This is a genomic window from Plantibacter sp. CFBP 8775, from assembly GCF_014839505.1.
Taxonomy (GTDB): domain Bacteria; phylum Actinomycetota; class Actinomycetes; order Actinomycetales; family Microbacteriaceae; genus Plantibacter; species Plantibacter auratus.
Genome location: NZ_JACYNV010000001.1, coordinates 752,883 through 778,457 on the forward strand (window position 1 = coordinate 752,883; position 25,575 = coordinate 778,457).

Genomic DNA, 25,575 nt, shown 5'->3' on the forward strand with positions numbered 1-25,575 from the left:
TCCTGCGGCGCGAGGACTCGCGCTGTCCGCCGGTGTCCGGACGGGGGTGACCGTCCTGGGCGCTCAGCGGTGACGCGTCGAGAGGACCCGGGCGAAGAGCAGCACGAGCAGACCGGCGGCGGGGACCACGATCAGTCCGAATCGGAGTGCCGTGGCGTCGGCAATCGCCCCGACGAGGGGCGGGGACAGGAGGAACCCCAGCCGCAGGAGCCAGCCGATGATGGTCAGCCCGCTGCCGGGGCGGAAGCCGGGGATCTCATCGGCGTTCTGCATGGCCGAGGGGATGAGGGTTGCGACGCCGAAGCCGGCGATGCCGAAACCGATGATGGTGCCGATGACGCTCGGGAAGGCGAGCGCAGCACCCATGCCGACGAGGACGAGGACACCGCCACCGCGGGCCATCGTCCGCTGGCCGAACCGGTCGGTCATGCGGTCGCCGAACACGCGCCCGACGAATTGCATCCCCTGCAGGGAGATGAACCCGAGACCGGCGACGAAGGCGGATGCTCCGAGGCTGTCGGAGAGGTAGATCGCGGACCAGGAGCTCCCCGCGTCTTCGACGATGGCTCCCGCTGAGGCGATGACGACGAGGGCGAGCAGGACGCTGTAGCGAGCCACGAGGCCGAGGGTCTTCGGCGCATCCGTCGGTGTGGCGCCCGATTCCGGCCGGGTGTCGCCATCCGAGTTCAGCAGGGCCTCGGCGCCGAGGTCCGGTTCGGGGCCGGTCAGGAGCCAGCGGTAGGACAGGAGGGCTGCCATCCCGAACAGCCCGCCGGAGATGGTCAGGTGGACCAGCAGGGGTACCTCGAGTTGCGCGGCGACGGCGCCCATCGCGCCTCCGGTCACGGCGCCCACGGACCAGACGGCGTGGAACGAGTTGATGATCGACCGTCCGTAGAGACGCTGCACGCGGAGGCCGTGCGAGTTCTGCGCGACATCGGTGATGGAGTCCATGGCGCCGGCCAGGAAGAGGGCGATGGCGAGGATGAGCCAGCCGGGCGCGACTCCGGTGAGCAGCAGCCCTACGGCGGTGACGAGCGTCGCGGCGATGGCGACACGGGAGGAACGGAAGCGGCGGATGAGGAGTCCTGCGCTGAGCCCGGCGATGAGTGCGCCCAAGGGGTAGGCGGCGACCGCGGTGCCGAAGGCGGCGTTGGTCAGGTCGAGATCCGCCTTGATCTGCGGGTACCGCGGGAGGATGTTGGCGATCAGTGCGCCGTTCGTGAAGAACAGGACACTGACGGCGACGCGAGCGTGTCGGGCGTCCAGGGACGCGGACGGAGGCGTGCTCCGGAGGGAGGACGTGGTCATGGGGCTGTTCCGATCTGGAAGGGCGGTCGGGTGCGGTGACACGGAATGGGCTTGGACGGGCGTTGTCGAACCGGGTGGTGCGGCTTCAGGACATCGGCCCGGGTTTGGGGGTCTTGCGACGTCCAAGCGCGGCTGCGGTCTCGTCAGGGGTCCACCCGGAGGAGTTGATGGCTTCCAGCACCCGCGCTCGCGTCGCTGGTGTGACGAGGTCGACTCCGTTGAGCACTCGCGAAACGGTGGAGTGCGAGACGCCCGCCATGCGAGCGACATCCTTGATGGTGATCGGACGAGACGAGTTATGAACATTCACAATGTTCATTCGAACACATCGGGTACGATATGTCCATGCAGATGGAAGTCCGCCACCGCGAGATCCTCGATGAGCTCCGTCGCTCCGGCCGCGTCCAGGTCGACGAGCTCGCCAAGCAGTTGAGCACGTCGTCGATGACCGTCCGACGCGACCTCGAGCATCTTGCCGCGGTCGGTGCGTTGCGGCGGGTCAGGGGTGGTGCTGTCGGAACGGCCCTGCATGGCGAGGGGCTGCCCTTCTCCGTTCGAGCGGTCGATGACGAAGGACTGAAGGCGCGGCTTGCAGCGGCAGCCGTGGCCTACATCGACGACGGTGAAGCGGTGGTCGTCGACAGCGGCACGACCGGAGCGGCTGCCGCCGCGGAACTCGCCCACCGCAGGGTGACCGCGATGCCCCTGTCGGTGCAGGGCATCGCCGCGCTGTCGTCGAGTCAGACGGTCAGCCTCGTCCTGTCTGGTGGAACCGTGCGTGGCGCAGAGGGAACGATCGTCGGGCCGATCGCGGAGCGGACCATCGCTTCACTCCGCTTCGACACGGCCATCCTGACCTGCTGTGCAGCTGATCCGTCGGCCGGCGTGACGGCGTTCGACCTGGGCGACGCCGCGATCAAGCAGGCGATCGTCGCATCGGCGGCGCGCGTCATCCTGATCGCGGAAGGGTCGAAGTTCTCCCTGCGCTCCATGGCCATCGTGTGTGCGCTCGAAGACGTCGACGTCCTCGTCACCGACGCTTCGGCCCCTCCTGCGGTGCTCGATCGACTGCGTGCCGCCGGCGTGGAGGTCGCGGTCGTCGAGGACGCCGATCATCCGACGTCCTAGCGGGCCAGGAGGCCGATGACCGACTCGCTCGCCATGGAGGGAGTCGGCTTCCACGGAACGTGAACAACGGGTGAATCCGCCCGCTCACCCGTTGTCGATCCCGCGATCGAGGAGCAAGCTCGTCGCCGTGGACCCCATCATCCTGCTTTCGCTCGTCGTGATCACGGCACTCGCCTTCGACTTCACCAACGGCTTCCACGACACCGCGAACGCGATGGCGACCTCCATCGCCACCGGTGCGCTGTCGCCGAAGATCGCGGTCACCCTCTCGGCGGTGCTGAACCTCGTGGGCGCGTTCCTCAGCATCGAGGTCGCGCTCACCGTCACGAACGCGGTCGTGAAGATCCAGGATTCGTCGGGAGCTCCCGATCCCGCGCTCCTCGAGGGAGGCGGCTCGGCGCTCCTGCTGATCGTGCTCGCCGGGCTCATCGGTGGCATCATCTGGAACCTGCTCACCTGGCTGCTCGGCCTGCCGTCGAGCTCCTCACACGCGCTCTTCGGTGGTCTCATCGGCTCGACGCTCGCCGGCCTCGGCCTGAACGGCGTGAACTGGGCCGGTGACGGCTCGAAGCTCGACGGCGTCGTCGGCAAGGTCATCCTCCCGGCGCTCATGTCGCCGTTGCTCGCCGGCGCGGTGGCTGCGATCGGCACCTGGCTCGTCTTCCGCGTCATCGGCAACCTCGCCCAGGGGCGTCTCCACCGCGGCTTCCGGATCGGGCAGATCGGCAGCGCGTCCCTCGTCTCGCTCGCCCACGGCACGAACGACGCACAGAAGACGATGGGCGTCATCACCCTCGCGCTCATCGCGGCCGGCGGCTGGGACGACACCGAGTCGGTCCCGCTGTGGGTGAAGCTCGCGTGTGCCCTCGCGATCTCGCTCGGCACGTACATCGGCGGGTGGCGGATCATCCGCACCGTCGGCAAGGGCATCGTGGAGCTGAACACGCCGCAGGGCATGGCAGCTGAGAGCTCCTCAGCCGCCGTCATCCTCGCCTCGAGCCACCTCGGCTTCGCCCTCAGCACCACGCACGTCGCGACCGGATCGATCCTCGGCTCCGGGGTCGGGCGGCCAGGTGCGCAGGTGCGCTGGCGGGTGGCCCTGCGGATGGTCGTCGCCTGGATCATCACCCTCCCGGCTGCCGCGCTCATGGGTGCGGTGATGTGGTGGCTCGGTCACCTCGCGGGCGGGGCGATCGGCGGGATCCTCATGGTCGCCATCCTCGTGGGTGTCGCGCTCGCCATCTACCTGCGGTCGCGCCGCGACAGCATCGGATCCCACAACGTGAACGACGACTGGCAGGACGCCCCCGCCCGCTCGTCGCAGAAGACCGCAGCGTAAGGACGTCGGACATGTTCATGCTCTTCCTCGAAGCCGCCGCCCAGGTGGCCGTCATCGCGCTCGTGCTCGGCGCAGGGCTTCCCGCGCTCTTCGCGCTGGGTGTCCGCTCGTTCGCGGTCGCCGGAGGTGCCGGTTCCGAAGACCGGAGCGGGCCGGGCTCACCGACGCTCCCGTCGGGGCTCCTGCGTGCCATCGGCGTGCTGTGCTTCGCCGTCGTCGTCGCCGCGGTGCTGGTCGGTCTCACGATCATCGTGGCCACCGGTCTGGGGCAGGAGGTCAGCTTCGACCACGTGTTCCCGACCTTCACCCCGAAGGACTGAGGATGCCCTCCGAGAACGGGGCAGACCTCACCGGCCACGGGTCCGGCGTGGTGGCGCGCGTCGTCGGTTGGCTCCGCGCCGGATACCCGTCGGGCGTGCCCGAGCACGACTACGTGCCGCTGCTCGGCATCCTCCGACGGAGCCTCACCCCCGAGGAGCTGGACCAGGTCGTCGACGGGCTGCTCATCGAGGCGGAGAACGCCGATGCGAGCGGTGAGCCGGTCGGCCACGATCGCCTGCGGGCGCGTGTCGAACAGCTCCTCCTCGGTCCGGCGCTCCCGGCGGACCTCGTCCGCGTCTCCGCCCGGCTCGCGAGCGCGGGCTGGCCACTCGGCAGCCCGGATGACGTCCGCGCGGTGGCGACTGACCATGACGACGCCGGTCGGGAGGCGCGCGCGAACCTCCTCGAGGAACGCGGAGGGCTGGTCGCCCGCATCGTGCGCTGGCTCCGAGCCGGGTATCCTGCCGGATTCCCCGACCAGGACTTCGTCCCGCTCGTGGCGCTCCTCCGTCGGCGGCTGGGCGACGCCGAGGTGGCCGAGGTGGGCGCACGCCTCGCGGCGGAGGGCGACACGTCGCTCAGCCGGGTCGACGTCGCCACCGCGATCGCGCGGGTCACCGCGGAGCTGCCGAGCGACGAGGATGTGGAGCGTGTCCGCCGGTCGCTCGCCGACCACGGGTGGCCGAGCGACTTCGCGGTCTGACGGTAGTGGTGCTGGAGTGACGACCACTGGGTCCTCACTCGTGGCCGGTGTCGGGGGCCCGTCGTAGGTTCGGCTCGTGCCGGAACGTGTGGAAGCGTGGTGGGCCCGCCGTCAGTGGTCGAAGGGTCTCGAGACGCCGTACCCGGTGGGCGCCTACCGGCAGGCCTGGGCGTCGTTCCCCGCGCTGTGGCGTCAGTACCACGCCGATCTCAACGCCGGCATCGTCCTCAGTCAGGTGCCGCCGGCCGCCGACGTCCTGCTGCAGTGGCAGTGCGATCGGGGTCACCGGTTCGTCGCGACGCCGGCCGAACAGCGCTCGCGGCCCGGACGCGAGCGTCGCCGCAGCGCCTGGTGTCCCGAATGTTCCGATGCGGCCGATCCGTCGAGGGTCGTCGCGTTGCCGATGCGGGAGTCGGTGACCGATCCGGCGCCCGCGGTCGCCGGGATCATCCGGGAGCGTCGCGCGCGACCGAAACCCTCGCTGTGTGAGAAGACCCCTGACCTGCCGGTGGGGGAGGCCTTCACGTCCGTGTGCGCGCCGAAACCGGCGTCCGCCGTCGAGGCTCAGCTGCGCGCGGACGTCCATCAACGGCTGGCGCTGACCGAGGGACTGAACGCCGTGCGGGTGCAGCGTCCGTTCTTCCAGCACCTGGAGGTGTGGCCCGACCTGGTCTACCCGGAACTGCGCATCGCCATCGAGTACGACAGCATCGGCCGGCACGGACTCGAGCACGTCGGGCGCCGCGAGGAGGTCGACCGACGGAAGGACCGCGCGCTGCGGTCCGCCGGATGGGAGGTCGTCCGCCTCCGCACCGGGAAGCTCGAGCCCCTTGGCCCCCACGATCTCCAGCTCTCCTCATGGAACCGCCGTGCGCTTGACCGGCTGGTCGACACGCTCAGGGCGATCCGAGGCCCGTTCATGGTCGACGCGTATCTGCGGTGATCCGCAGGTGCCACGACAGGCCGATGATGCGTTACCCTCGTCGCAGAGGGAAAAATCCCGTCGTGCTTCGGCCGACGGAAACGCGCACGCGGCTCGTGGGAGTCGCCACTTCTTCATCGAAGGAGTGCGCCCATGCTCGAACCCTCAACCTCCACGGCTGTCGAAGACTCGCCGCCACGCCTCCGCGACGCGTGGGTCGCGCTTGCCGGCCTCTCGGCCGTGTTCCTGTTCGAGATGCTCGACAACTCCGTCCTGAACGTCGCGCTCCCGACCATCGGCCGTGACCTCACCGCTTCCACCGCATCACTGCAGTGGGTGTCGGGGGCGTACTCGGTCGCCTTCGGTGGACTGATGCTGCTCTTCGGTGCGGTCGCCGACCGGTTCGGCCGGCGTCGGGTCATGCTGATCGGCCTGACGCTGCTCGCCGTCGTCAGCGTGCTGACCGTGTTCGTCGCCTCGGTGGAGCAGTTGATCGCCGTGCGCGCGCTCATGGGTCTCGCTGCGGCGATGACGACTCCGGGATCGATGGCGTTGGCGTTCCGCCTGTTCGAGCGGGACGACCTGCGTGTCCGCGCGCTGACGGTCATCTCGACCGCCGGGCTGGTCGGCCTCGCCGCCGGGCCGACGATCGGCGGCTTCGTGCTCGCCGTGGCGCCGTGGCAGGTGCTCATCGTCGCCAACGCGCCGATCGCGGTGATCGCCTGGATCGGGATCCGTGCCGGGATCGGTGCCGACGAGCGGTCGCACCTGCACCGGGACCGGATCGACGTGCTCGGAGCCGTCCTCGGGACCGCGACCGTCGTGGGCGTCCTCCTCACCCCGACCCTGTTCGTCGCCGACACCGACGTCGCTGCGGGCTGGGGTGCGGCGGCGGCAACGGTGACCGCCGCGATCGGCTTCGTGGTCAGGGAGCGCACCGCCCGCCACCCGTTGCTGGATCTCCGTCTCGTGGCTCAGCCGCTCGTGGCCTCCGGTTTGGCGTACAAGGCTGCCGCCGGGCTGGCGATGGCCGGGCTGTCGTACCTGGCGACCCTGCAGCTGCAGTTCGCCTGGGGGTGGCCGCCGGCCCTGGCCGCTGTCGCGATGCTCCCGCAGGTCGTGGTGCTGTTGGCGAGCGGTCACTTCGTCGGTCCGTTCGTGCACCGCGTCGGTCTCGATCGGGCGGCCTGGATGAGCGCCGCCGCCGTCGTGTCGGGGCTCGCCGTGTTCGCGCTCCTGAGCCGGTTCGGCTACCCGTGGGTCCTCGTCGCACTCGTCCTCGTGGCCGCCGGGATGCGGGTGGTCGGCGTCGTCGCCGGCAACAACGTCCTCCGCGGGCTCCCGGCGGACCGCACGTCCATCGGTGCGGCCCTGGTCGACACCGCGAGCGAGATCGCCACCGCTGTCGGGATCGCCGCGACCGGGACGATCCTCGCTGCGGTCGTCGGCGGCGGCATCGCGACCGAGCACTTCACCCCGGCCCTCGTCGCGTCGTTCCAGCAAGCGGTCCTCATCGCGGGATCGACCATCACCGCCCTCGCTGCAGCCCTGGTGGCTGTCGGTGTCCTCCGTTCACATCACCTCCCATCTCAGCCCGCAACCCAGGAGCCTTCCCATGTCTGACCGCATGCCCCGTCCCCCGTTCGATCCCGAACTCACCCCGTTCCTCGCCGCGCTCGAGGCGCGCGGGCCGTTCACCCTGACGACCGAGATGCTTCCGCGGATGCGCGGCCTCGACACGACCGAGGAGGCCCTCGACGAACGGCTGCGCTCCCGGGGGTTCGAGCGGCGCTCCGTCACGGTGCCCGGCCATCTCGGGGATCCGATCACGCTCGCGGTCATCCAGCGGATCGGGCGCTCCGGCGCGACGACGGCGGTCTACACGATCCACGGCGGTGGGATGATGTTCGGTCATCACCTCGGCAACCTCGAGTCCTACGACGACTGGCTCCTGAACGACCACGACGTGGTGCTCATCAGCGTCGACTACCGCCTCGCCCCCGAGTACCCCGACCCGTACCCGGTGGAGGACTGCTACGCCGGACTCGTCTGGATCGCGGAGCACGCGGACGAACTCGGTGTCGACCCGGACCGCATCGTGATCGCGGGCCAGAGTGCGGGTGCCGGGCTCGCCGCGGGTACCACCCTGCTCGCCCGAGACCGCCGTGGGCCGGCCCTGTTCGGGCAGATCCTGGTCTCGCCGATGCTCGACGACCGCGATGCCACCGTGTCGACGATGCAGATCGACGGGGTCGGGGTCGCGGATCGGCAGCTGACCCGGTTCGGCTGGGACGCGTACCTCGGACCCCGCCGTGCCGGTGACGACGTCTCGATGTACGCCGCCCCCGCACGGGCGACCGACCTCACCGGCCTGCCGCGCACCTACATCGACTGTGGCAGCGCCGAGGTGTTCCGTGACGAGACGGTCGCCTACGCCAGCGCGATGTGGGCTGCGGGTGGCGACGCGGAACTGCACGTCTGGCCGGGGGCGTTCCACGGCTTCACGAGCATGGTGCCGAGTGCCGCCGTCTCGCGGGCCGCCATCGCGGCCCTGGCTGACTGGACGAGGCGACTGCTCGGAACACCCGCCGGCGAGGTCGCTCTGCCGGGTGCATCATGAACCGGTGAACTGCACCACGGTGTCCCAGGCGAGTTTCACGATGAGGATGGACAGGGTCACCAGGAACACGATCCGCACGAAGCCGCTTCCGCGTTTCGTCGCCATACGGGCGCCGATGAACCCGCCGGTGATGTTCATCACGGCCATGGCGAGACCGAGCGCAAGCAGGACCTCGCCGTGCACCCCGTACACGACGAGGGCAGCGAGGTTCGTGGTGAGGTTGGCGATCTTCGCGTTCACGCTGGCTTGCAGGAAGCCGTACCCCAGCACGCCGACGATGAGGATGACGAAGAACGAGCCCGTTCCCGGTCCGAGGATGCCGTCGTAGAAGCCCACCAGCAGGCCGATCATCGCCGCCCGCCAGGCGACGGCGGTGGCGCGGTCATGGCGGGGTTCGTGGTGCAGGCCCATGGTCGGCTTGAAGAGGGTGTACAGCGCCACGGCGATCACGGCCACGAGCACGATGGGCGTCAACACGTCGCGAGGGACGTACCGCGACAAGGCGGCACCGACGGTCGACCCGGCGTAGGCCCCGGCGACGAGCGGCACCAGCAGCACGAACTGCACCCTGATCTTGCGCAGGTACACCCAGCTCGCCGACAGGGTGCCGAAGAACGACGACAGCTTGTTCGTACCCAGGATGAAGGGGGTCGCGACGTCGCTCGGTACGGCGATGACGAGCGCGGGCAACTGGATGAGTCCGCCGCCGCCGACGACCGCGTCGACCCAGCCGGCCACTCCCGCCGCGACGAGGAGGAGGACGAGCGCGGCCACCGAGACGGGGAGCCATTCGGCGATCAGCGGTCCATCGAGCACAGTCGCCCAGCCTAATCGTCAGAGTGATGATCCATCGGGTGGACGTCGAACGGGGTCTTCGAGGATTCAGGCGATCCTGATGCATTCACATCTGCTTATATGTACAGATGAACGAGGATCTCGAACCCGCTGCCGAGTTGTTCAAGGCCCTGTCCTCCTCCTCGCGGTTGCGGTTGCTGCGCATCCTGGCCGCCGGCACGTCCACGGTCGGTCAGCTCGCGGAACAGAGTCAGTTGTCGCAGCCGTTGGTCTCGCAGCACCTGCGGACGCTGCGATCAGCCGGCCTGGTCTCCGTGCAACGGATCGGTCGAGAGGCGCACTACGACGTCGCTGACGTGCACGTCTCGCACATCGTCGACGACGCCGTGCAGCACGCGCTCGAGGGATAGCGAGAACCACTATCGATTAGCTGCATGTATTGCAATTCGCTTATGAATGAGATGTACTGATGACGTGTCGCCGCCCGTCGCGACACCCGATCTCTTCCTTCGAAAGGCAATCATGAGCACGACTGACATCCACGCCGAGCACTCCGTCACCGAGCACGAGCACGGAACGGACTGCGGCCACGAAGCCGTCCAGCACGACGACCACACCGACTACGTGCACGGCACGCACCACCACGCTCTGCACGACGGTCACTACGACGAGCACGAGAGCGTCGCCGAGCACACCGTCGCCGACCACGAGCACGGTGCGGCGTGCGGTCACGACGCCGTCGACCACGACGGTCACGTCGACTACGTTCACGACGGCCACCAGCACGCGGCGCACGGCGAGCACTACGACGAGCACTGATCGCTCGTCGTCGTACGACGCACGAGGGGGCCGGCTCTCGAGTCGGCCCCCTCGTGCTGTTGGTGGGCTGGCGTTCGGTCAGTCATCCGTCAGTCGTTGTTCCTCGGTGGCCGTTACGCTCGCTGCATGGAACCGGACTGGATCGAACACCGGCGCTCGGAGGATCGGGAGCGACTGGGGTGGATGAAGCCTGTCGGTGAGGGGTTCGTCGTCATCGATCTCCTGGGGCGTCAGCGAACCGATGCGCTGGACTGGTTCCATGCCGAGGAGGCGCTCGACGAGATCGGCATGGGCTATCTCGCCGACCCGCACGAGCTTCGTCTGGAGGACGGCTCCTGGTTGCGTGTCCGGATCGCCGAGGTCTCGACCGCCGGTATCCGGGTGAAGAAGGACGATTGGGGTGACATGACCGCCACGCAGCTGTACTACGAGGTCTCCTTCCCCGTGACCGAGGACCAGCTGCGACCACTGCCTCGCTGAGCGCCGCATCGGTACGGTGTCTCCCGCTCACTCACGACCAGAGGTCGACCGCGATCGTTCGTGGATGTGGTGTGCTTGAACGTCCGGTGGCTGCTGTCCACCACAGGTAGGCGTGAATCCGTGCGCGGACGTTCCGTCGTGACCACAGGCGTGCGCTGCTCGAGCCCCTTCGCGTCGGATGACTCTTGACGTCGTCGAGCATCCTCGCCATCATTCGAGTGCGATCGACGGCGACGAGCCGCCGGCACCCTCGAGAGAGACGGCCCCGATGTCCACCATGATCTTCGTCAACCTGCCTGTCAGCGACCTGGCCCGGTCACGGGTGTTCTTCGAGGCGCTCGGGTACTCGATCAACGAGGGGTTCAGCGACGAGAACGCGATCAGCGTGGTCATCAGCGACACGATCACGGCGATGCTGCTCACGCGGGAGTTCTTCGCGGAGTTCACGAGCAAGTCGATCATCGACGCCACCACCTCCACCGAGGTGCAGCTCGCTCTCAGTGCCGAGAGTAAAGGCGACGTCGATTCGATGTTTGAGAAGGCCATCGCGAGCGGGGCTACACCTGCAGGCGAGCAGGACCACGGCTTCATGTACTCGAAGAGCTTCGACGACCTCGACGGCCACCACTGGGACTTCGTCTGGATGGACCCGGAGGCGGCCGCCGGCGGCGCACCCGAGATGACCGTCGAGGAGATGCGCGCGAACACGACGCACAGCTGATCGCCTTGATGAGAGGATCGTCCAGCGGAGACGTCTGACACGGATGCTCGAACGAACACCGGAGAGGCCACTCATGACCACCACGCGCAGGCGCATGCTGCAGCGTCGGATCGCCGCTTGGATCACTGTCCTCGGACTGCTGCCAGCGTTCCTCGTTTCAGTCACCACGGCCATGGGGGGAGGTAGCGCTGAAGGCTACATTCTCAGTGCGGTGTTCTTCGTGATCGGCCTCGCCGGGCTCATCTGGTGGGCCATCCTTCGACGCTCGACAGACTGACCCGAGCTCGTCGAGTCCGCCGGCTCAAGCCCTGCAGGTGTTGGCGTCCCGTGGGCGACTCATGCCAACCTGGCATCGGATCGAGAGAGCAGGCGACATGTCGAAGCGTATTGGGAAAGCTCGATGACGGGTGGGTTGGAGCCTGCGTCGCGCATGGGCGATCGGGTGCAGTTGAAGATTCGTCGGGCCGTTCCGGCGGACGCAGGTGCGGTGCTGGCACTCTTCGATGCAGCGATCGCCTGGTTCGTGCGGATCGGCAACACACGGCAGTGGGGTACCGAACCTGCATCTGGGCAGGAGCGCTGGATCACGCGTGTCGAGCAGTGGTGTGCCTCATCCGATGCCTGGGTCGCCGAGCATCCCACGGTCGGCGTCTGCGGAGCGCTCGTGCTGGGCGAGGCGCTCGAGTACGTGCCGGCCGCCACCGAGCCGGAGGTCTACGTCCGCGTGTTGATCGGCTCGCGCGACCCGCGGGTGAAGGGCACCGGTCGCCGATTGCTGGCATTCGCCGAGGAGCGCGCGCAGGCCGCCGGGGTCGGTCGCATGCGGGTCGACTGCTACGCGGGAGGCTCGGGGGATCTCGTACGGTTCTATGAGGCCGCTGGCTATGAGCGTGACGTGACGTTCACGGTCGGCGACGGGGCTGAAGCGTGGCCGGGCCAGGTGTTGTCACGGCGAGTCCATGTGGAGAACGACCTGGCGCGATGAGGCCGCGAGTGCCGGGGAACGGAGGAGGCGCGTGACACCTGCCGGGTAGAAGGGGTGATCGGTCTCGCTGATCGACACCCACCGAACAGGACTTCCCTCGTCCAGGACGTGGAGTCGGGCGTCGAGCGGGATGGCGTCGATCTCGGCCGACTCGACGGCGAAGATGTGAGCGATCTCATGGCCTGGCTCACCCTCGTATTCGAAGATGTTCTCCGCAACGTCGAGCAGGGTCACGTGGCCCAGAGTGACGCCGAGCTCCTCGACGAACTCTCGGCGCAGGGCGGCTTCAGCGGTTTCACCGAACTCGATGCCGCCCCCGATCGCGCGGTGGAAGGCCTGGTTCTTCACGGTGTCCACGCCGTTCAAGACGAGTACGTGACCGTCTCGGATGGGAAGGCCGACGGTGATGTTTCGAATCGAGGGCATGTCGTCGACTCTACGACGAGCCCGTAGCGGGACTTGGAGCGGATGACGGGAATCGAACCCGCGCTATCAGCTTGGGAAGCCGAAGTTACCAACTGTCGGCTCACTGGAGCTCACTGGAGCGAAGTTCCGCGTGATGTCGGGGGGAGTGTGAGACACGGTTGGACCTGGTGTGTTCGAATTTCGGGTGAGAAAAGCGGGAACACCGCGGTGGTGACTGAGCGGCGCAAGTTGAGGGAGCTCATGACGATGAGACGGCACTTCGCTCCTGGGGCGTCGCGTGTGCATAGTCATAGTTATCGGTACGGACTCGGGACGGTCGTCCGCGGGTTCCGGCGCGCTATGGGAGCCCCTTGCCTCAAGCTCTCGTACTCGCGACGCAAGGGGGGTTCGGCGCCCTACTCGGCTCCGGGACTGTGAGACGAAAGCGCCCCGATCTGCCCGAGCAGTCCCGCCAGGTCTGGCTGTCCGACTTCGTCGACGATCAGCCCGTTGGTGAAGCGGTAGAAGTTGGTAGCGTGCACGGCGACCTTCCGTCCGGTCGGAGGATTGCCGAGGAACTCGCCGTCGTGCGTGCCGCAGAGTTCGAAGCGTGCGGCGACGACGTCTCCCTCGGTGACCAGCCGGTCTATCCTCCACTGGATGTCGGAGAAGCCACTCCGCATGATCGACAGGATCTGCAGGTACCCGTCGAGGCCCCGGAACGGTTCTGAAGAGAACGGCGTGAGGAACTCCGCGTCGGGCGAGATGACCTCCCGACCGATCAATGGATCTGCGGTGTTGATGAAGTCGACAAACCGGTGCAGAGCAGTTCTGGGGTCGGTGGTCACGAAGATCCAATCGTCGAGGGGCGCGGTGCGGTGGAGCAACTACTTTACATGTCAAGTAACCCGGCTAGAGTGGAGGTATGCGTGCGAACCCGGTAACCGTCCTCGATACGGCCGCTCCAGAGACAGGCGGAAGCGAGCGATCGGCTCGTGCCCGTGAATACTTCGCGGCCCTCGTGAGGCACGAGACCAATCTGTGGAACCTGGTCGAGAAACGGATGCGCGGCGAGGGGGTGTTGAGTCTGGCGCGTTTGGAAGTGTTGCGGGTCATCGAGGCGTCGCCGGCCGGCGCACGCGTGCAGGATGTCGCGACCGGCGTCGGGACATCGATCGCCGCATCCAGTCGGCTCCTCGATCGTCTTGCGGCCGACGGTCTCATCGAGCGTTCGCCGGACCCGACCGACCGCCGCAGCGTGCGGAGCGCGCTCTCGGCCCAAGGACGCGACGCGTACAACACCACGCAAGAACGGTTCACGCAGGCTCTGGACAGCGTGCTGACCGGCGCTGACACCGAGGCGATGACCATCGGAATCGCAGCGCTGGGACGGGTGCAGGCCGCGTTGGAGGTTGCGAGATGACTCGGTGGATGCGGGCCGTGGTCATCGAGGCCCCGGGCGGACCAGAGGTTCTGCAGCTTCGTGACATCCCGATACCCACTCCCGAGGCAGGTCAGGTGCTGATCCAGGTTCAGGCCTTCGGGCTGAATCGGTCCGAGCTGCACTTCCGACGTGGGATGGGCGACTTCGGAAGCTTCCCGCGCGTGCCTGGGATCGAGGCGGTGGGAATCGTGGAGGCAGCGCCCGGCGGAGAGTACGAAGTCGGTACCCAGGTCGCCGCGCTCATGGGAGGGATGGGTCGTGACTTCGACGGCGGCTATGCCGAGTACACCCTCGTCCCGGCCGGCAATGTCCTGCCTTTCGTCAGCACCCTCGAGTGGGCAACCCTCGGTGCGATCCCCGAGATGCTGCAAACCGCGCACGGGTCGCTCACGGTGGGCGTGGGCGCCCGTCCGGGCGACACGCTCCTCATCCGGGGTGGCACGTCGTCGATCGGACTCGCATGTATCGTCCTGGCGAAGGGCCAGGGCATGACCGTCATCGCCACCACCCGAAACCCCGACCGTGCCGAGCTGCTGCACCGCACCGGCGCCGACCATGTCGTCATCGACACAGGCAACATCGCCGCGGACGTCCGCGCGATCATCCCGAGCGGTGTTCACGGCGCCGTCGAGCTCATCGGTACCGACACGCTGCCCGACACGCTCCGAGCCACCGCCGTTCACGGAACGGTGTCATTCACCGGGATGCTCTCCGATGTCTGGACCATTCCGGACTTCTACCCGATGGATGTCATTCCCAATGGGGTCCGCCTCACCGCATACTCCGGTGAAGCCAGCGACCTTCCCTCGCCGGTGCTGCAGGAATTCCTGGAGGCGGTGGCAGCCGGCACCGCGCGAGTGCCCATTGCACAGGTCTATTCGCTCGAGGACATCGTGCAAGCCCACCGCGACATGGAACACGGTACGCACTCAGGCAAGCTCGTCGTCACCACCTGATCGCCGAGCGAAAGCAGGCACGACGGAACAAAGATCCGCTGGGCGATGATGCAGATGCGCCCGCTCGTATGCGCGTTTCGACGGCGTCGCGGACTATGTCGCCAAGCGGGGGAAGAGTCGCTCAGCAGCGGAGCGGTGCACCGCGCCGAGCCGTTCCGCACCTGGGCCGTCGTAGGTGGCCAGCGAGTGGTCGAAACGGGCGCTCCAGTCTGGGTGCGCGTAGGGGAAATCGCTGCCGTAGAGGATGTGGCCGGGTTCCGCGAATGTCAGAAGCGACGGCAGTGAGGTGGGGGTGGCAGAGAGGGCGGTGTCGAAGTAGAACTTACGAAGGCCCGCTTGGATGCCCTCAGGCGTCGTGCCGGGGTTGAACGTTGCGGCGGCGCTGAATCGATCTGCAGCGTAGGGCAGGAAACCGCCTGCGTGTGACAGGATCACGCGGAGTTCCGGATGCCGGTCGAACACCCCGTGCGCGACGAGGTCCACGGCAGTGCGGGTCGTGTCGAATGGGAAGTCCAACAGCGCAGTGGGCATTCCGGGCAACTGCTGGATCGGCGGTGCCGTGGGATGCACGAACACCACGGCCGAACGCGCGGCGAGCTCGGTCCACAACGGCTCGTACGCGGGATCGCCGAGGTAGCGCCCGTGCGCGTTCGACAGGAGGAGCACGCCGTCGGCATGGAGCTCGTCGAGGGCCCGTACGGCTTCGGCGACTGCGCCGTCGAAATCCGGCAGCGGCAGCACCGCGAAATGTCCGAAACGGTCAGGGTGTTCTCTGACCAGCTCGGCCTGGTAGTCGTTCAGCTCGCGGGCGAGGTCGCGGGCAGCGGCATCGTCACCGAAATGCACACCGGGTGCGCTGATCGACAGGATCCCTGTCTCAATGTTCTTCTCGTCCATCATGGCAATCGCCGATTGAGGGTCCCATTCAGGCATCAGCCATCCGCCGACGGCCCGCGGACCTGTGCGCGCCGCTGTGCCACCGCTTTCAGCCCACGGATTCCATTGCGCGGACCCGCCAGCCACGGCCTGCGCCCCGGCTCCGCTCCCTGCCATCAGATCTCCCGCCGCCGCCAGTGCCTCCAGGTAGCGAGGTGGAAGCAGGTGCTGGTGAACATCGATCTTGCCCGGCATGGTGACACCCTCCATGTGTTCTCGGCGACGCTGGTCAGTTGCCCCGACTTGGCGAACCTGTTCTTTGACATTCGTCAAGTAGATGACGAGTGTACGTCTGTTGCGGAACTCCGGCAAGGCCCCTCCGGCTGCGAACTCCAGGGCCCCGACGAGCCGACTTGTGCAGACGCTGCATAAATGCATAGACTGCACGAATCGCAGGAATGTCGGAACAAGCGGAGGCGAACATGGATGGCGGGTTGCGTGAACGGAAGCGAGCGGCGACACAGGAACACATCGAACGTGCCGCCATCTCGCTTGCGCTCGAGCACGGCTTCGAGAACGTCACCGTGGACATGATCTGCGCGGCAAGTGCGGTGTCACAACGCACGTTCTTCAACTACTTCGGATCGAAGGAGGGGGTCATCGTCGGCGGCGCACCACTGATGCCGAGCGACGAACACATCGACGCGTTCACTCGGTCGACGGGCTCGAATGTCCTTGCCGATTTCCTCACGATGATCACCTCATCGCTCCTGGAGCGTGAACCAGATGCCGCGCTCTTCAAGGCTCGACGGGAGTTGATCATGCGCACTCCGGAGCTTCTCGCCAGAGAAACGGCTCGCATGGGCGAATCCGAAGACCAGTTCGTCGCGATCATCATCACCCGTTATGGGCTCCAAGGACGACACCGCGCCGACCATCCCGAGCTGGAGGACGAAGCCCGGATGGTCGTCGCACTCGCCACCGGCGTCCTGCACTACGTGAGGCGCCGATGGGTGAGCGCGCGCCCAGGAGCGTCCACGCGGGATCTCCTGAGCAGTTCCATCGAACTCATCCAACGCATCACCAACGATCACCCTCGACAGCCGAAGGGCACGGCGTACTGACCATGACCGACACCTCTCTCAGCGAGCACGGCACAACCGCGTTGCCGGCCTCGAATCGCAACATTCTGCTCATCTTCGCCGGCCTCATCCTGACCATGCTGCTCTCCTCACTCGATCAGAGCATGTTCTCCACTGCGTTGCCGACGATCGTCGGGGAACTCGACGGTGTCGACAGCATGCTGTGGGTGACGACCGCCTACATCCTCGCCTCCACGATCATGCTGCCGGTCTATGGCAAGCTCAGCGACTTGATCGGTCGGAAAGGACTGTTCATCGGTGCGATCAGCCTGTTCGTCCTCGGCTCCATCATCGGTGGCATGGCACAGGACATGACGGTGCTCATCGTCGGTCGAGCCGTGCAGGGACTCGGCGGCGGTGGGCTCATGATCCTGTCGCAGGCGATCATCGCCGACGTCGTCCCCGCCCGCGAGCGCGGCCGGTACATGGGAATCATGGGCGGCGTCTTCGCGATCTCGTCCGTCGCCGGGCCCCTGCTCGGAGGCTGGTTCACAGAAGGGCCCGGGTGGCGGTGGGGCCTGTGGATCAACATCCCTCTGGGAGTCCTCGCCATCGTCTCTGCGGCGGTGTTCCTGCATCTGCCCAAGAACACGGCAGGGCGACCCAACGTCGACTTCGCCGGGATGGGCCTGCTGGCCGCTGCGTCGACCGGCCTGGTCCTGGTCACCACCTGGGGCGGGAGGACCTATGACTGGGACTCGGCCGTGATCATCTCGCTGATCGTCGCGACCATCGTGGCGGGCGTCGCCTTCGTCCTGGTCGAGCGTCGCGCCGCCGAGCCGATCATGCCGCTTCAGCTCTTCAAGGATCGCAACTTCAACCTGACCACGATCGCCGGTTTGATCACGGGCATTGCGATGTTCGGCGCTATCGCCTACATCCCCACCTACCTGCAGATGGTCACCGGCGTCGACGCGACAGAGGCAGGTCTGCTGATGATTCCCTTGATGGCCGCCCTGCTGGTCAGCTCAATCGTTTCCGGTCAGCTCGTCAGCAGATTCGGTCGCTACAAGTGGCTTCCGGTCGTGGGAACGGCGATCATCGCCGTGTCCCTGTTCCTCCTGTCCACGATGACGCCGACGTTGCCGATCTGGATACTCTGCTCCTACCTGGCGATCATGGGTCTGGGCTTGGGCATGAGCATGCAGATCCTCATCCTGATCGTGCAGAACTCGTTCCCCAATTCCCAGGTGGGCACTGCGACCGCGGCAAACAACTATTTCCGACAGATCGGTGCCAGCCTGGGCACTGCGATCGTGGGCAGCCTGTTCGTTGCGAACCTCACGGATCTGCTCGCAGTTCGTCTCCCTGCCGGCGCCGCCACTGCGGCTGGGGGAAGCAACTCGTTCACCCCGGCACTGGTACGAGAGCTACCCGATGCGATCCGCGACGTGATCGTCGGCGCGTACAACGACGCTCTTGCGCCCGTGTTCATGTACATGGTCCCCATGGTCCTCGCGGCGGCGGTGTTGCTGCTGTTCGTCACGGAGAAGCCACTGGCCACGACGATCGAACGGGACATCCTCCCCAAGGCTCTCGAGATCGACGGCGCAGACAGCCTCGCCCTCGCATCGATTCCGCAGGCGGTACCCGCGCCCGACGTCCGAAAGGACTCCGGCATGACGGCGCCCTAGTGGCGCGCTCCGGCCGACCTCGCCGGCGATGATGGCGTTTCGATCGAGGAGGTACGCCGAGACTCAGTGGTTGGGTTGATCGGTCCAGGCGGCAGAGACGCTGCGATCGACAACGCGACGCCAGCCGTGGGGGGCGGCAGGGTCGTGGCTGGCCATCCCCGCCATCCACAGCACGGTCATGAGGTCGTCGGGGGTGAACTCCTCGGACAACGCGCCAGCGTCGTGGGCGTTCTGCACGAGTTCGGCCCCGAGCGCCATGGATCGTTCACATGCATTGATGAGCAGTACGGCGTCTGGATAGCGGCGCAGCATCGCGTCGTTCATCGCCGGGTCGCTGAGTTGGAGGTCGATCATCTCGGTGATGAACGTCTCCAGCTGCGCGCGAGGAGTCTCCGCTTCCAATGTCCGCTCTCTGAGCGCCTTGAGTTTCTCTCCGGCGAGGTTGTCAACCACGGCGTCGATGAGCTCCTCGCGGGAGCCCACGCGGTTGTAGAGCGTCCCGATGCTCACGCCGGCTTCTCGGGCGATGTCCTCCAGTGGGGCGGAAAGTCCTCGGCGTGAGAACACGGCCAGGGCGGCCGCGCGCAGCTTCTCGAGGTTCGCCTGTGCGTCTCGGCGCAGGCCAGGCGTGGTGGTCACGGCAACTCCAGTAGAAATTGAGGGGCACCTCAACATATGCTTGGCGTGAGTTGAGGATCATCTCAACTTACCGCACCAGAACACAACCGGCTCGGCGGTGGGCCACGGAGGAAGACGTCATGCCCCTCATCACCATCATCGGCGCTGGCCCTGGACTGGGTCTGGAGATCGCGCGGGCCTTCGGGCAGAAGGGCTTCGACGTCGCGCTCGTCGCCCGAGACCAGACCAAGCTCGACGCACTTGCGCGAACCCTTGCAGGTGAAGGCATCCACGCTCAGGGTTTCACTGCCGACGTCAGCGAGCCGGCCACGATCACGAATGCACTCACGTCGATCCGGCAAGCACTCGGCCCGATCGACGTCCTCGAGTTCTCGCCGGCGGACCGGACCCTGGAATCCGTCGATGCTCTGGAAGTGACCATGGAAAACCTCCAGCCGCAGATCGACTTCTATCTCGGCGGCGCTATCACCGCCGTCGGCGCAGTGCTGCCGGACATGATCTCCAGTGGCACCGGGACCATCCTCGTGACAACCGGCGGCGGCTCACTTGCCCCGACACCGGTTCGTGGCAACATCAACATTGCTGCAGCGGGACTCCGCAACTGGACGCTCAATCTCAACAGCGCCCTGACGGACACGGGAGTCTACGTCGCGTTCGTCGCGATCACCGCCCTCATCGGCGGAGGCCGCCCGGATGCCGAGCCCGCTGTCATCGCGCAGGCGTATGTGAAGCTCTACGCCGAGCGACGTGACGCGGAACTGCACTACGTCGCCTACGACCACTGACATCCTTCCCGTCCGGTGCCCTCGGCGCCGGACGGGAAGCCGTTCAGAGTGCTGGAGCTCCGGGTGCGCTCATTCAGTAGTGACGGCGGCTGCCCCGGTCGCAAAAGCGCGGAGCGTTGCGATCTGCTGGGCGATGGGCGGCGGGGTGTCCGCGGTCTGCCAGGTGGACACGAGTGCCACCATCCCGCCGATGGTGAAGATGCGAGCATCGCCATCGAGCGCGATCGTGGATCCGGTTGGATCGCGGTCCGACTCCGTCAACCAGGCGGTGACCGCCGCCGCGATGACCTCGGCAACACGCTCGCCGCGGGGGATCGCGCGAAGCTTCTCGAAGAACGCGCGGTCTTCTCGACCGGCCGCGAGTAGCGGCTCGATTCCGCGCGCTCGAACGGCTTCGATGAGGGCCGCATCGAGATTCGCGGCAACCTCATCGAGGGAAAGCCAGTCGCTGAGCAGGCGGCTGATCCAAACGTCGGTCGCGAGGTCGCCGACGTTGCTGTAGTGGTTGTGCAGCGCCTGCCTGCTCAAGCCTGCCCGGTCAGCCACCGTGCTCATCGCGATCGTCTCGCCCTTCGGTGACTCGGAGACCAGGGCCGTCAATGCCCGAATGAGGGCAGCCCGCGTCCGGGTTACCCGCGGGTCCACCCGCTGTTCTCCTGCCTCCACGGTCAATGCTCTTTCCGACATGCCTCCATCTTGCCAGGATTCGACCGCATGATGTACATTCGTCATCTAATTGACAATCGTAAAGGACGCCATGACGCACGCAAACGATCCGGCCCCGCAGCACAAAAGCGTTCCGCAGCACCCGGAGTTCGAAGCGGCAGTGGCCGGTGGCCCACTGACCTCTGAGGGACCAGGATCCACGCATCGATATCGGAACCTCATCCTTGGCGGTCTCGCCATCCTCCTGCTGGCGATGGCGATGCTCATCAGCTATTCGAGTGCGTTCGGCAACCCGACTCCGAACAACGTCCACCTCGCTGTAACGGGCGATGTAGCCACAATCGTCGCGCTCGAGCAGCAGGACTCCCTCGAGCTCACCGTGGTGGGCTCCGCGATGGAGGCGCGAGCTGCGGTCCTCGATCGAGATACGGACGGCGCTATCGTGCTGCCGACCCCCGGGGCGGACGCCGTTGTCACCACGTACGTCGCCAGCGGTGGGGGCCGCGGCCTCAGTCAGGCGGTCGCTGGTATCGGCGACTCCATTGCCGGGAAGCTCAGTGCCGCCAACGAAACCACCGATCTTGCCCCATTGGGGAAGAACGACCCGGTCGGATCCATCGAGTTCTACGCGATCCTCTTCGCGGGGCTCGGGGCGGCTCTTGGTGCAACGATCTTCGGTCGCATCCTGGGAACGGTGGACACGTCGGCGAAGTTCGTCGAGCGCAGTGTGGTCCTCGTCGCCTATTCGGGAATGCTCGCCGGATTGATCTCTCTCTGGATCGACTCCGCCCTCAACGCGATCACCGTTGATCCCCCTGCCGTGTTCGCGGTCCTCTGGCTGACCGCCGTCGCCATTGGCGGGGCAGTGACCGGCGTGGCCGCGCTCGGCGGAACCATCGCCGCGCTGGTCATGACCCTGGCTCTGGTCATTCTTGGCAAAACGTCCTCCGGCGGGCCCCTCGGCATTCACGTCCTCAACGACTTCTTCCAGACCCTGTACTACGTCTTCCCGCAGGGAGACGCTCTCGACCTCCTACGATCCGTCGAATATTTTGACGGCGCCGCTGTCTCCGCCCCGATCATCCGACTCGGGATCTGGGCGGTTGCGGGCATCCTGCTCACCCTGACAGCGATGCTCATCAGAAGCCGACGAGACGCCGCGACCCGGCTGAGCAGTGCTGGGCGCCCGGACACCGACGTCAACCCGGTCACCGCATGGGCGACCCCCCAAGCAGAACTCCACGCAACCACCCGCAACTGAGCACTCAACGGAACGGTCGCAACTTCATCACCCCGGTCGCGACGTCGAAGCGGACCTCCCGTTCTCGATCGCGAAGGCCGTCGCCGTGTCGGGAGAGTCCACCTGGCTCCGGATCGGGGAGGCGATCACCAACTGGCTTGAGGCTGACGCTTGCTCGCGCTGCAGTCCGGAGATGACCTGATGGTCGTGAGGAAATCCATCCTGACCAGGTCTTTGGAGCGGATGACGGGAATCGAACCCGCGCTATCAGCTTGGGAAGCTGAAGTTCTACCATTGAACTACATCCGCGTGGCGCCGGAGCGTCCTGAGTAATCGTACATGAAGAGGTGGCCTTCGTCCGGTCCCTGCGTGCGGGCACCGTTCGGCCCGTGAGTCTCACCCTCGGTCCCTGAGCTTGTCGAAGGGCGGGTGTCGTCGTATGCCCTTCGACAAGCTCAGGGACCGGGGATTGGCGCTGGCTCAGGGACCTGGGATTGGCGCTGGCTCAGGGACCGGGGATTGGTGCTAGCTCAGGGACCGGGGGTTGGTGCTGGACCGGGGACCGAGTGGTGCTGGACCGGGGACCAGGACTGGTGAGGTCGTCGGGGTCGGGTCGGGGGTGCCAGGGACCTCCGGGGTGCCCGGAGCTAGGCTGGTTCACCGTTCCCCGAGCGGGACGGGATCGAGGGTGTGACGTGAAGCGCAGTACAGGTGTCGTCGTGGCCGGCCTCGCCGCCGTTGCCGTCGCCGGGTTCGGGATCGCGAGCGCGATGGTCGCCCGTCGCGTCATCGGAGCAGGACGCGTGCACTACAGCGACGTGTTGCCGACCTCGTCTCCGAAGACCGTGCGGCTCGAACGGAACGCTGCCACCGAGCTGCCGGGACGATACGGGCTCGAGTTCGACGACGGCTCGCGAGTCATCGTCGGGCCCGTGATCGGTCGCGAGACGACGGACGGTTCCGTGATGCGAGCCGTGATCGCCGGCCGGGTTCCAGCCGGAGCGACCCGTGCGCGGTTCACCGGCGCAGCCGTGACGCCCGCGGACCTCGGGGTGGACGAGGCGCGGGTTCCGAGGGCGCGGTCAGGGGCGTGGCGATTCGACGGCGACGCCGACAGCGCCGCACATGACATGACCTGGGTCGTGCACACCCACGGACTCGGGGCCTCGCCGCTCGCGACTCTCCGCTCCGTGCAGGCCGTGCAGCGCGCAGGCCTGCCGTCGCTCGTCACCTGCCTCGGGTCCGCGTTCGCCGAGCGTCGCTCCGGGGCTGACGCCACGGACGTCGACCGCGTCATCGCGGCCATCGACGACGCCGTAGCGCTCGGTGCGCGACGGGTCATCGTCTGCGGGTGGTCCTACGGCGCCGCCCTGAGCCTCGCGGCGGCACGCGAGCGACCCGAGATGGTGCAGGGCGCGATCCTCATCTCGCCGATGCTCGGCCTCAGCGAGACGGTGCTCCATGCGGCTGCGGTCGCCGGGGTGCCGCGGGTGCTCGTGCACTCGGCGCTCGCCGCACTCTCGACGCCGGTGCTGGCGCGATCCGCCGGGGTGCGCGGCGCGGTTCCGGTCCGCGCGCTGTCCGCCGGGCCGATCGACGGTTTGCCGACGCTCGCTATCCACTCGCCCGGCGACACGACGATCCCCGTGGAGCTCACGCGGGCCGTCGCTCACCGTTCACCCTCGTTCGAGCTCGTCGAGGTCGCCGCTGCGCCGCACGGGTTGGAGTGGAACGTCGCGCCGGAGGCGTTCGAGGTGGCCGTGCGGGAGTGGCTCGGAGCGCGCTGATCGGAGTGCTCCTCGGTGCCTGAGCTCGTCGAAGGGCGGGGTGAGTCCAGGTGCCCTTCGACAGGCTCAGGGACCGGCGTGGTTGGGGGAGCGGGACGGCGGACGGAGCGGGTTGGCTGCGTGGTGCCCTTCGACAGGCTCAGGGACCGGGATGGTTGGGGGAGCGGGTCGCTGTCGGTTGGGTGCGTGGTGACCTTCGACAGGCTCAGGGACCGGCGTGGTTGGGGGAGCGGGACGGCGGACGGAGCGGGTTGGCTGCGTGGTGCCCTTCGACAGGCTCAGGGACCGGGATGGTTGGGGGAGCGGGTCGCTGTCGGTTGGGTGCGTGGTGCCCTTCGACAAGCTCAGGGACCGGGGTGGTTGGGGGAGCGGGTCGCGGTCGGTTGGCTGCGTGGTGCCCTTCGACAGGCTCAGGGACCGAGCGGGACGGCGGACGGGGATCGGGGTGGTCGGGGCTCAGGGACCTGGATGTCCGTCCTAGGCCGGGTCCTTCGCGTAGCGGTAGCGGGCCCCGGTGTGCTCCTCGGGGAGACGGTCGCCACGGCCGTGGAGCTTGTGGCGGAGACTGCCCTCGACGTACTCCTCGGGGTAGGCACCACGACGTCGCAGCTCGGGGATGACGAACTCGACGATGTCCTCGAAGGTGCCCGGCGTGATGGCGTAGGCGAGGTTGAAGCCGTCGACGTCGGTCTCTTCCACCCACTCCTGCAGGGTGTCGGCGATCTCCGACGCACTGCCGACGATCCGCGGACCGAGCCCACCGATCGCGCCCATGCGCGCGATGTCCTTCACCTTGAACTCGCCACCCTCCTCATTGGCCGCCTGGTAGTTGGCGACCGCCGACTGGATGGCGTTGCTCTTGACGTTGCCGATCGGCTCCTCCGGGTCGTACTGCGACAGGTCGATGCCCATCCAGCCCGACATGAACACGAGCGCACCCTCCTGCGACGCGTACTGCAGGTAGTCCTCGTGCTTCGCCTGGGCCTGCTCGCTCGTCTCGTCGGTGATGATCGTCAGCAGCGTGTAGATCTTCGCCGAGTACCGGTCGCGACCGGCGGCCTCGAGGGCATCGCGGATGCGTCCGACCGTCGCCTTCAGGCCCGCCTTCGTCGACGCCCCGACGAAGATCGCCTCCGCGTTGCCAGCGGCGAACTGGATGCCGCGCGGCGACGCACCGGCCTGGTAGATGACCGGCGTCCGCTGCGTGGACGGCTCGGACAGGTGGATGCCGGGCACCGTGTAGTGCTTGCCGAAGTGGCCGATCTCGTGGACCTTCGTCGGGTCGGTGAACACGCCCGTCTCGCGGTCGCGCACGACGGCGTCGTCCTCCCACGAGCCCTCCCACAGCTTGTAGAGGACCTCGAGGTACTCGTCGGCGACGTCGTACCGCTCATCGTGCTCGAGCTGGTCGTCGTGCCCCATGTTGCGCGCCGCACTCGGCAGGTAGCCGGTGACGACGTTCCAGCCGACCCGCCCCTTCGTCAGGTGGTCGAGCGTCGACATGCGCCGCACGAACGGGTACGGGTGTTCGTAGGCGGTGCCGGCGGTGACCCCGAACCCGAGGTGCTTCGTCACCGCGGCCATCGCCGACACGAGCAGGATCGGGTCGTTCACCGGCACCTGTGCGCCGTTGCGGATCGCCGCCTCGTTGCTGTCGCCGTAGACGTCGTACGTGCCGAGGACGTCGGCGATGAAGATGCCGTCGAAGTTGCCGCGCTCGAGCAGCTGCGCCAGGTCCGTCCAGTAGGAGAGGTCCTTGTAGGTGCTCGAGCGGTCGTCGGGGTGACGCCACATGCCCGATGCCTGGTGGGCGACGCAGTTCATGTCGAAGGCGTTGAAGCGGATCTGTCGGGTCAT

29 protein-coding genes and 1 tRNA gene are annotated in these 25,575 nt (G+C 67.2%); 20 read left to right on the forward strand and 10 right to left on the reverse strand.

Annotated features, from left to right (window positions below):
- Positions 1-63: 63 nt before the first annotated feature.
- Positions 64-1,311 carry an MFS transporter gene (locus IFR14_RS03600; RefSeq protein WP_191940261.1) on the reverse strand — a complete coding sequence of 416 codons (1,248 nt, stop codon included), beginning with the start codon at positions 1,309-1,311 and terminating at the stop codon, positions 64-66.
- Between the two features lie 85 nt (positions 1,312-1,396).
- Positions 1,397-1,630, reverse strand: a complete 234-nt coding sequence (locus IFR14_RS03605) for a LacI family DNA-binding transcriptional regulator (RefSeq protein ID WP_194643484.1) — start codon at positions 1,628-1,630, stop codon at positions 1,397-1,399.
- A 26-nt stretch (positions 1,631-1,656) separates the two neighbouring features.
- Here IFR14_RS03605 and IFR14_RS03610 point away from each other — a divergent pair, with 26 nt between their 5' ends.
- The 7 genes from IFR14_RS03610 to IFR14_RS03640 all read left to right on the forward strand — a co-directional run bounded on the left by IFR14_RS03610 (position 1,657) and on the right by IFR14_RS03640 (position 8,344).
- The gene (locus IFR14_RS03610; RefSeq protein WP_191940263.1) at positions 1,657-2,439 is read left to right on the forward strand and encodes a DeoR/GlpR family DNA-binding transcription regulator; all 783 of its coding nucleotides are present in this window, start codon (positions 1,657-1,659) and stop codon (positions 2,437-2,439) included.
- A 127-nt stretch (positions 2,440-2,566) separates the two neighbouring features.
- Positions 2,567-3,778, forward strand: coding sequence for an inorganic phosphate transporter (locus tag IFR14_RS03615; protein WP_191940264.1), 1,212 nt, complete (start codon positions 2,567-2,569; stop codon positions 3,776-3,778).
- A gap of 11 nt (positions 3,779-3,789) precedes the next feature.
- A complete protein-coding gene (locus IFR14_RS03620; protein WP_191940265.1) occupies positions 3,790-4,098 on the forward strand; it encodes a hypothetical protein in 309 nt (102 codons plus the stop codon).
- Positions 4,099-4,100: 2 nt separating this feature from the next.
- A complete protein-coding gene (locus IFR14_RS03625) occupies positions 4,101-4,802 on the forward strand; it encodes a DUF3349 domain-containing protein (RefSeq protein WP_191940266.1) in 702 nt (233 codons plus the stop codon).
- Between the two features lie 76 nt (positions 4,803-4,878).
- Positions 4,879-5,745 carry a zinc-ribbon domain-containing protein gene (locus tag IFR14_RS03630; protein WP_191940267.1) on the forward strand — a complete coding sequence of 289 codons (867 nt, stop codon included), beginning with the start codon at positions 4,879-4,881 and terminating at the stop codon, positions 5,743-5,745.
- 132 nt (positions 5,746-5,877) lie between these two features.
- Positions 5,878-7,347, forward strand: coding sequence for an MFS transporter (locus IFR14_RS03635; RefSeq protein WP_191940268.1), 1,470 nt, complete (start codon positions 5,878-5,880; stop codon positions 7,345-7,347).
- On the forward strand, positions 7,340-8,344 hold the full coding sequence (locus tag IFR14_RS03640) for an alpha/beta hydrolase (protein ID WP_191940269.1): 1,005 nt from the start codon (positions 7,340-7,342) through the stop codon (positions 8,342-8,344). Before IFR14_RS03635 ends, IFR14_RS03640 begins: the two co-directional genes overlap by 8 nt.
- On the opposite strand, the gene IFR14_RS03645 is transcribed toward IFR14_RS03640, so the two are convergent.
- On the reverse strand, positions 8,339-9,160 hold the full coding sequence (locus IFR14_RS03645; protein ID WP_191940270.1) for a TSUP family transporter: 822 nt from the start codon (positions 9,158-9,160) through the stop codon (positions 8,339-8,341). The genes IFR14_RS03640 and IFR14_RS03645 overlap by 6 nt on opposite strands.
- A gap of 107 nt (positions 9,161-9,267) precedes the next feature.
- On the opposite strand from IFR14_RS03645, the gene IFR14_RS03650 reads away from it, so the two are divergent.
- From IFR14_RS03650 to IFR14_RS03675, 6 genes are all read left to right on the forward strand, one after another.
- The gene (locus IFR14_RS03650) at positions 9,268-9,549 is read left to right on the forward strand and encodes an ArsR/SmtB family transcription factor (RefSeq protein ID WP_079704757.1); all 282 of its coding nucleotides are present in this window, start codon (positions 9,268-9,270) and stop codon (positions 9,547-9,549) included.
- 112 nt (positions 9,550-9,661) lie between these two features.
- Positions 9,662-9,958 carry a hypothetical protein gene (locus IFR14_RS20770; RefSeq protein WP_079704758.1) on the forward strand — a complete coding sequence of 99 codons (297 nt, stop codon included), beginning with the start codon at positions 9,662-9,664 and terminating at the stop codon, positions 9,956-9,958.
- 126 nt (positions 9,959-10,084) lie between these two features.
- Positions 10,085-10,438 (forward strand): hypothetical protein, encoded by a 354-nt coding sequence (locus tag IFR14_RS03660; protein ID WP_079704759.1) that lies wholly within the window; start codon positions 10,085-10,087, stop codon positions 10,436-10,438.
- A gap of 268 nt (positions 10,439-10,706) precedes the next feature.
- Positions 10,707-11,159: a VOC family protein gene (locus IFR14_RS03665; protein WP_191940271.1), complete on the forward strand. Its 453-nt coding sequence runs from the start codon at positions 10,707-10,709 to the stop codon at positions 11,157-11,159.
- Between the two features lie 73 nt (positions 11,160-11,232).
- Complete coding sequence (locus tag IFR14_RS03670; RefSeq protein WP_191940272.1) at positions 11,233-11,436, forward strand: hypothetical protein; 204 nt, start codon at positions 11,233-11,235, stop codon at positions 11,434-11,436.
- Between the two features lie 153 nt (positions 11,437-11,589).
- On the forward strand, positions 11,590-12,144 hold the full coding sequence (locus IFR14_RS03675) for a GNAT family N-acetyltransferase (RefSeq protein ID WP_191940273.1): 555 nt from the start codon (positions 11,590-11,592) through the stop codon (positions 12,142-12,144).
- On the opposite strand, the gene IFR14_RS03680 is transcribed toward IFR14_RS03675, so the two are convergent.
- A complete protein-coding gene (locus IFR14_RS03680; protein WP_191940274.1) occupies positions 12,106-12,570 on the reverse strand; it encodes an NUDIX hydrolase in 465 nt (154 codons plus the stop codon). The genes IFR14_RS03675 and IFR14_RS03680 overlap by 39 nt on opposite strands.
- Positions 12,571-12,965: 395 nt before the next feature.
- The gene (locus IFR14_RS03685; RefSeq protein WP_191940275.1) at positions 12,966-13,397 is read right to left on the reverse strand and encodes an ester cyclase; all 432 of its coding nucleotides are present in this window, start codon (positions 13,395-13,397) and stop codon (positions 12,966-12,968) included.
- Between the two features lie 77 nt (positions 13,398-13,474).
- Between IFR14_RS03685 and IFR14_RS03690 the strand changes: the two genes are divergently transcribed.
- Both IFR14_RS03690 and IFR14_RS03695 read left to right on the forward strand, forming a co-directional pair.
- Complete coding sequence (locus IFR14_RS03690; RefSeq protein ID WP_191940276.1) at positions 13,475-13,972, forward strand: MarR family winged helix-turn-helix transcriptional regulator; 498 nt, start codon at positions 13,475-13,477, stop codon at positions 13,970-13,972.
- Between the two features lie 8 nt (positions 13,973-13,980).
- A complete protein-coding gene (locus tag IFR14_RS03695) occupies positions 13,981-14,949 on the forward strand; it encodes a zinc-binding alcohol dehydrogenase family protein (RefSeq protein ID WP_244631823.1) in 969 nt (322 codons plus the stop codon).
- Positions 14,950-15,042: 93 nt separating this feature from the next.
- On the opposite strand, the gene IFR14_RS03700 is transcribed toward IFR14_RS03695, so the two are convergent.
- Entirely contained in the window at positions 15,043-16,080 is a 1,038-nt protein-coding gene (locus tag IFR14_RS03700) for an amidohydrolase family protein (protein WP_191940278.1), read from the reverse strand.
- A 203-nt stretch (positions 16,081-16,283) separates the two neighbouring features.
- Here IFR14_RS03700 and IFR14_RS03705 point away from each other — a divergent pair, with 203 nt between their 5' ends.
- Positions 16,284-16,949, forward strand: a complete 666-nt coding sequence (locus IFR14_RS03705) for a TetR/AcrR family transcriptional regulator (protein WP_198425025.1) — start codon at positions 16,284-16,286, stop codon at positions 16,947-16,949.
- Positions 16,950-16,951: 2 nt separating this feature from the next.
- Positions 16,952-18,601, forward strand: a complete 1,650-nt coding sequence (locus IFR14_RS03710; RefSeq protein ID WP_191941230.1) for an MDR family MFS transporter — start codon at positions 16,952-16,954, stop codon at positions 18,599-18,601.
- A gap of 63 nt (positions 18,602-18,664) precedes the next feature.
- Here the strand turns inward: IFR14_RS03710 and IFR14_RS03715 are convergent, their stop codons facing one another.
- Positions 18,665-19,276, reverse strand: coding sequence for a TetR/AcrR family transcriptional regulator (locus IFR14_RS03715; RefSeq protein ID WP_194718743.1), 612 nt, complete (start codon positions 19,274-19,276; stop codon positions 18,665-18,667).
- 83 nt (positions 19,277-19,359) lie between these two features.
- Here IFR14_RS03715 and IFR14_RS03720 point away from each other — a divergent pair, with 83 nt between their 5' ends.
- Entirely contained in the window at positions 19,360-20,025 is a 666-nt protein-coding gene (locus IFR14_RS03720; RefSeq protein ID WP_191940280.1) for an SDR family NAD(P)-dependent oxidoreductase, read from the forward strand.
- 69 nt (positions 20,026-20,094) lie between these two features.
- Here the strand turns inward: IFR14_RS03720 and IFR14_RS03725 are convergent, their stop codons facing one another.
- A complete protein-coding gene (locus IFR14_RS03725) occupies positions 20,095-20,712 on the reverse strand; it encodes a TetR/AcrR family transcriptional regulator (RefSeq protein WP_191940281.1) in 618 nt (205 codons plus the stop codon).
- Between the two features lie 232 nt (positions 20,713-20,944).
- Between IFR14_RS03725 and IFR14_RS03730 the strand changes: the two genes are divergently transcribed.
- Positions 20,945-21,952 carry a hypothetical protein gene (locus IFR14_RS03730; protein ID WP_191940282.1) on the forward strand — a complete coding sequence of 336 codons (1,008 nt, stop codon included), beginning with the start codon at positions 20,945-20,947 and terminating at the stop codon, positions 21,950-21,952.
- Positions 21,953-22,166: 214 nt separating this feature from the next.
- Here IFR14_RS03730 and IFR14_RS03735 read toward each other — a convergent pair.
- Positions 22,167-22,240: transfer RNA gene (locus IFR14_RS03735), tRNA-Gly, on the reverse strand.
- A 386-nt stretch (positions 22,241-22,626) separates the two neighbouring features.
- Between IFR14_RS03735 and IFR14_RS21340 the strand changes: the two genes are divergently transcribed.
- Positions 22,627-23,718: a serine aminopeptidase domain-containing protein gene (locus tag IFR14_RS21340; protein ID WP_191940283.1), complete on the forward strand. Its 1,092-nt coding sequence runs from the start codon at positions 22,627-22,629 to the stop codon at positions 23,716-23,718.
- 477 nt (positions 23,719-24,195) lie between these two features.
- Here the strand turns inward: IFR14_RS21340 and IFR14_RS03745 are convergent, their stop codons facing one another.
- Positions 24,196-25,575 (reverse strand): LLM class flavin-dependent oxidoreductase, encoded by a 1,380-nt coding sequence (locus IFR14_RS03745; protein WP_191940284.1) that lies wholly within the window; start codon positions 25,573-25,575, stop codon positions 24,196-24,198.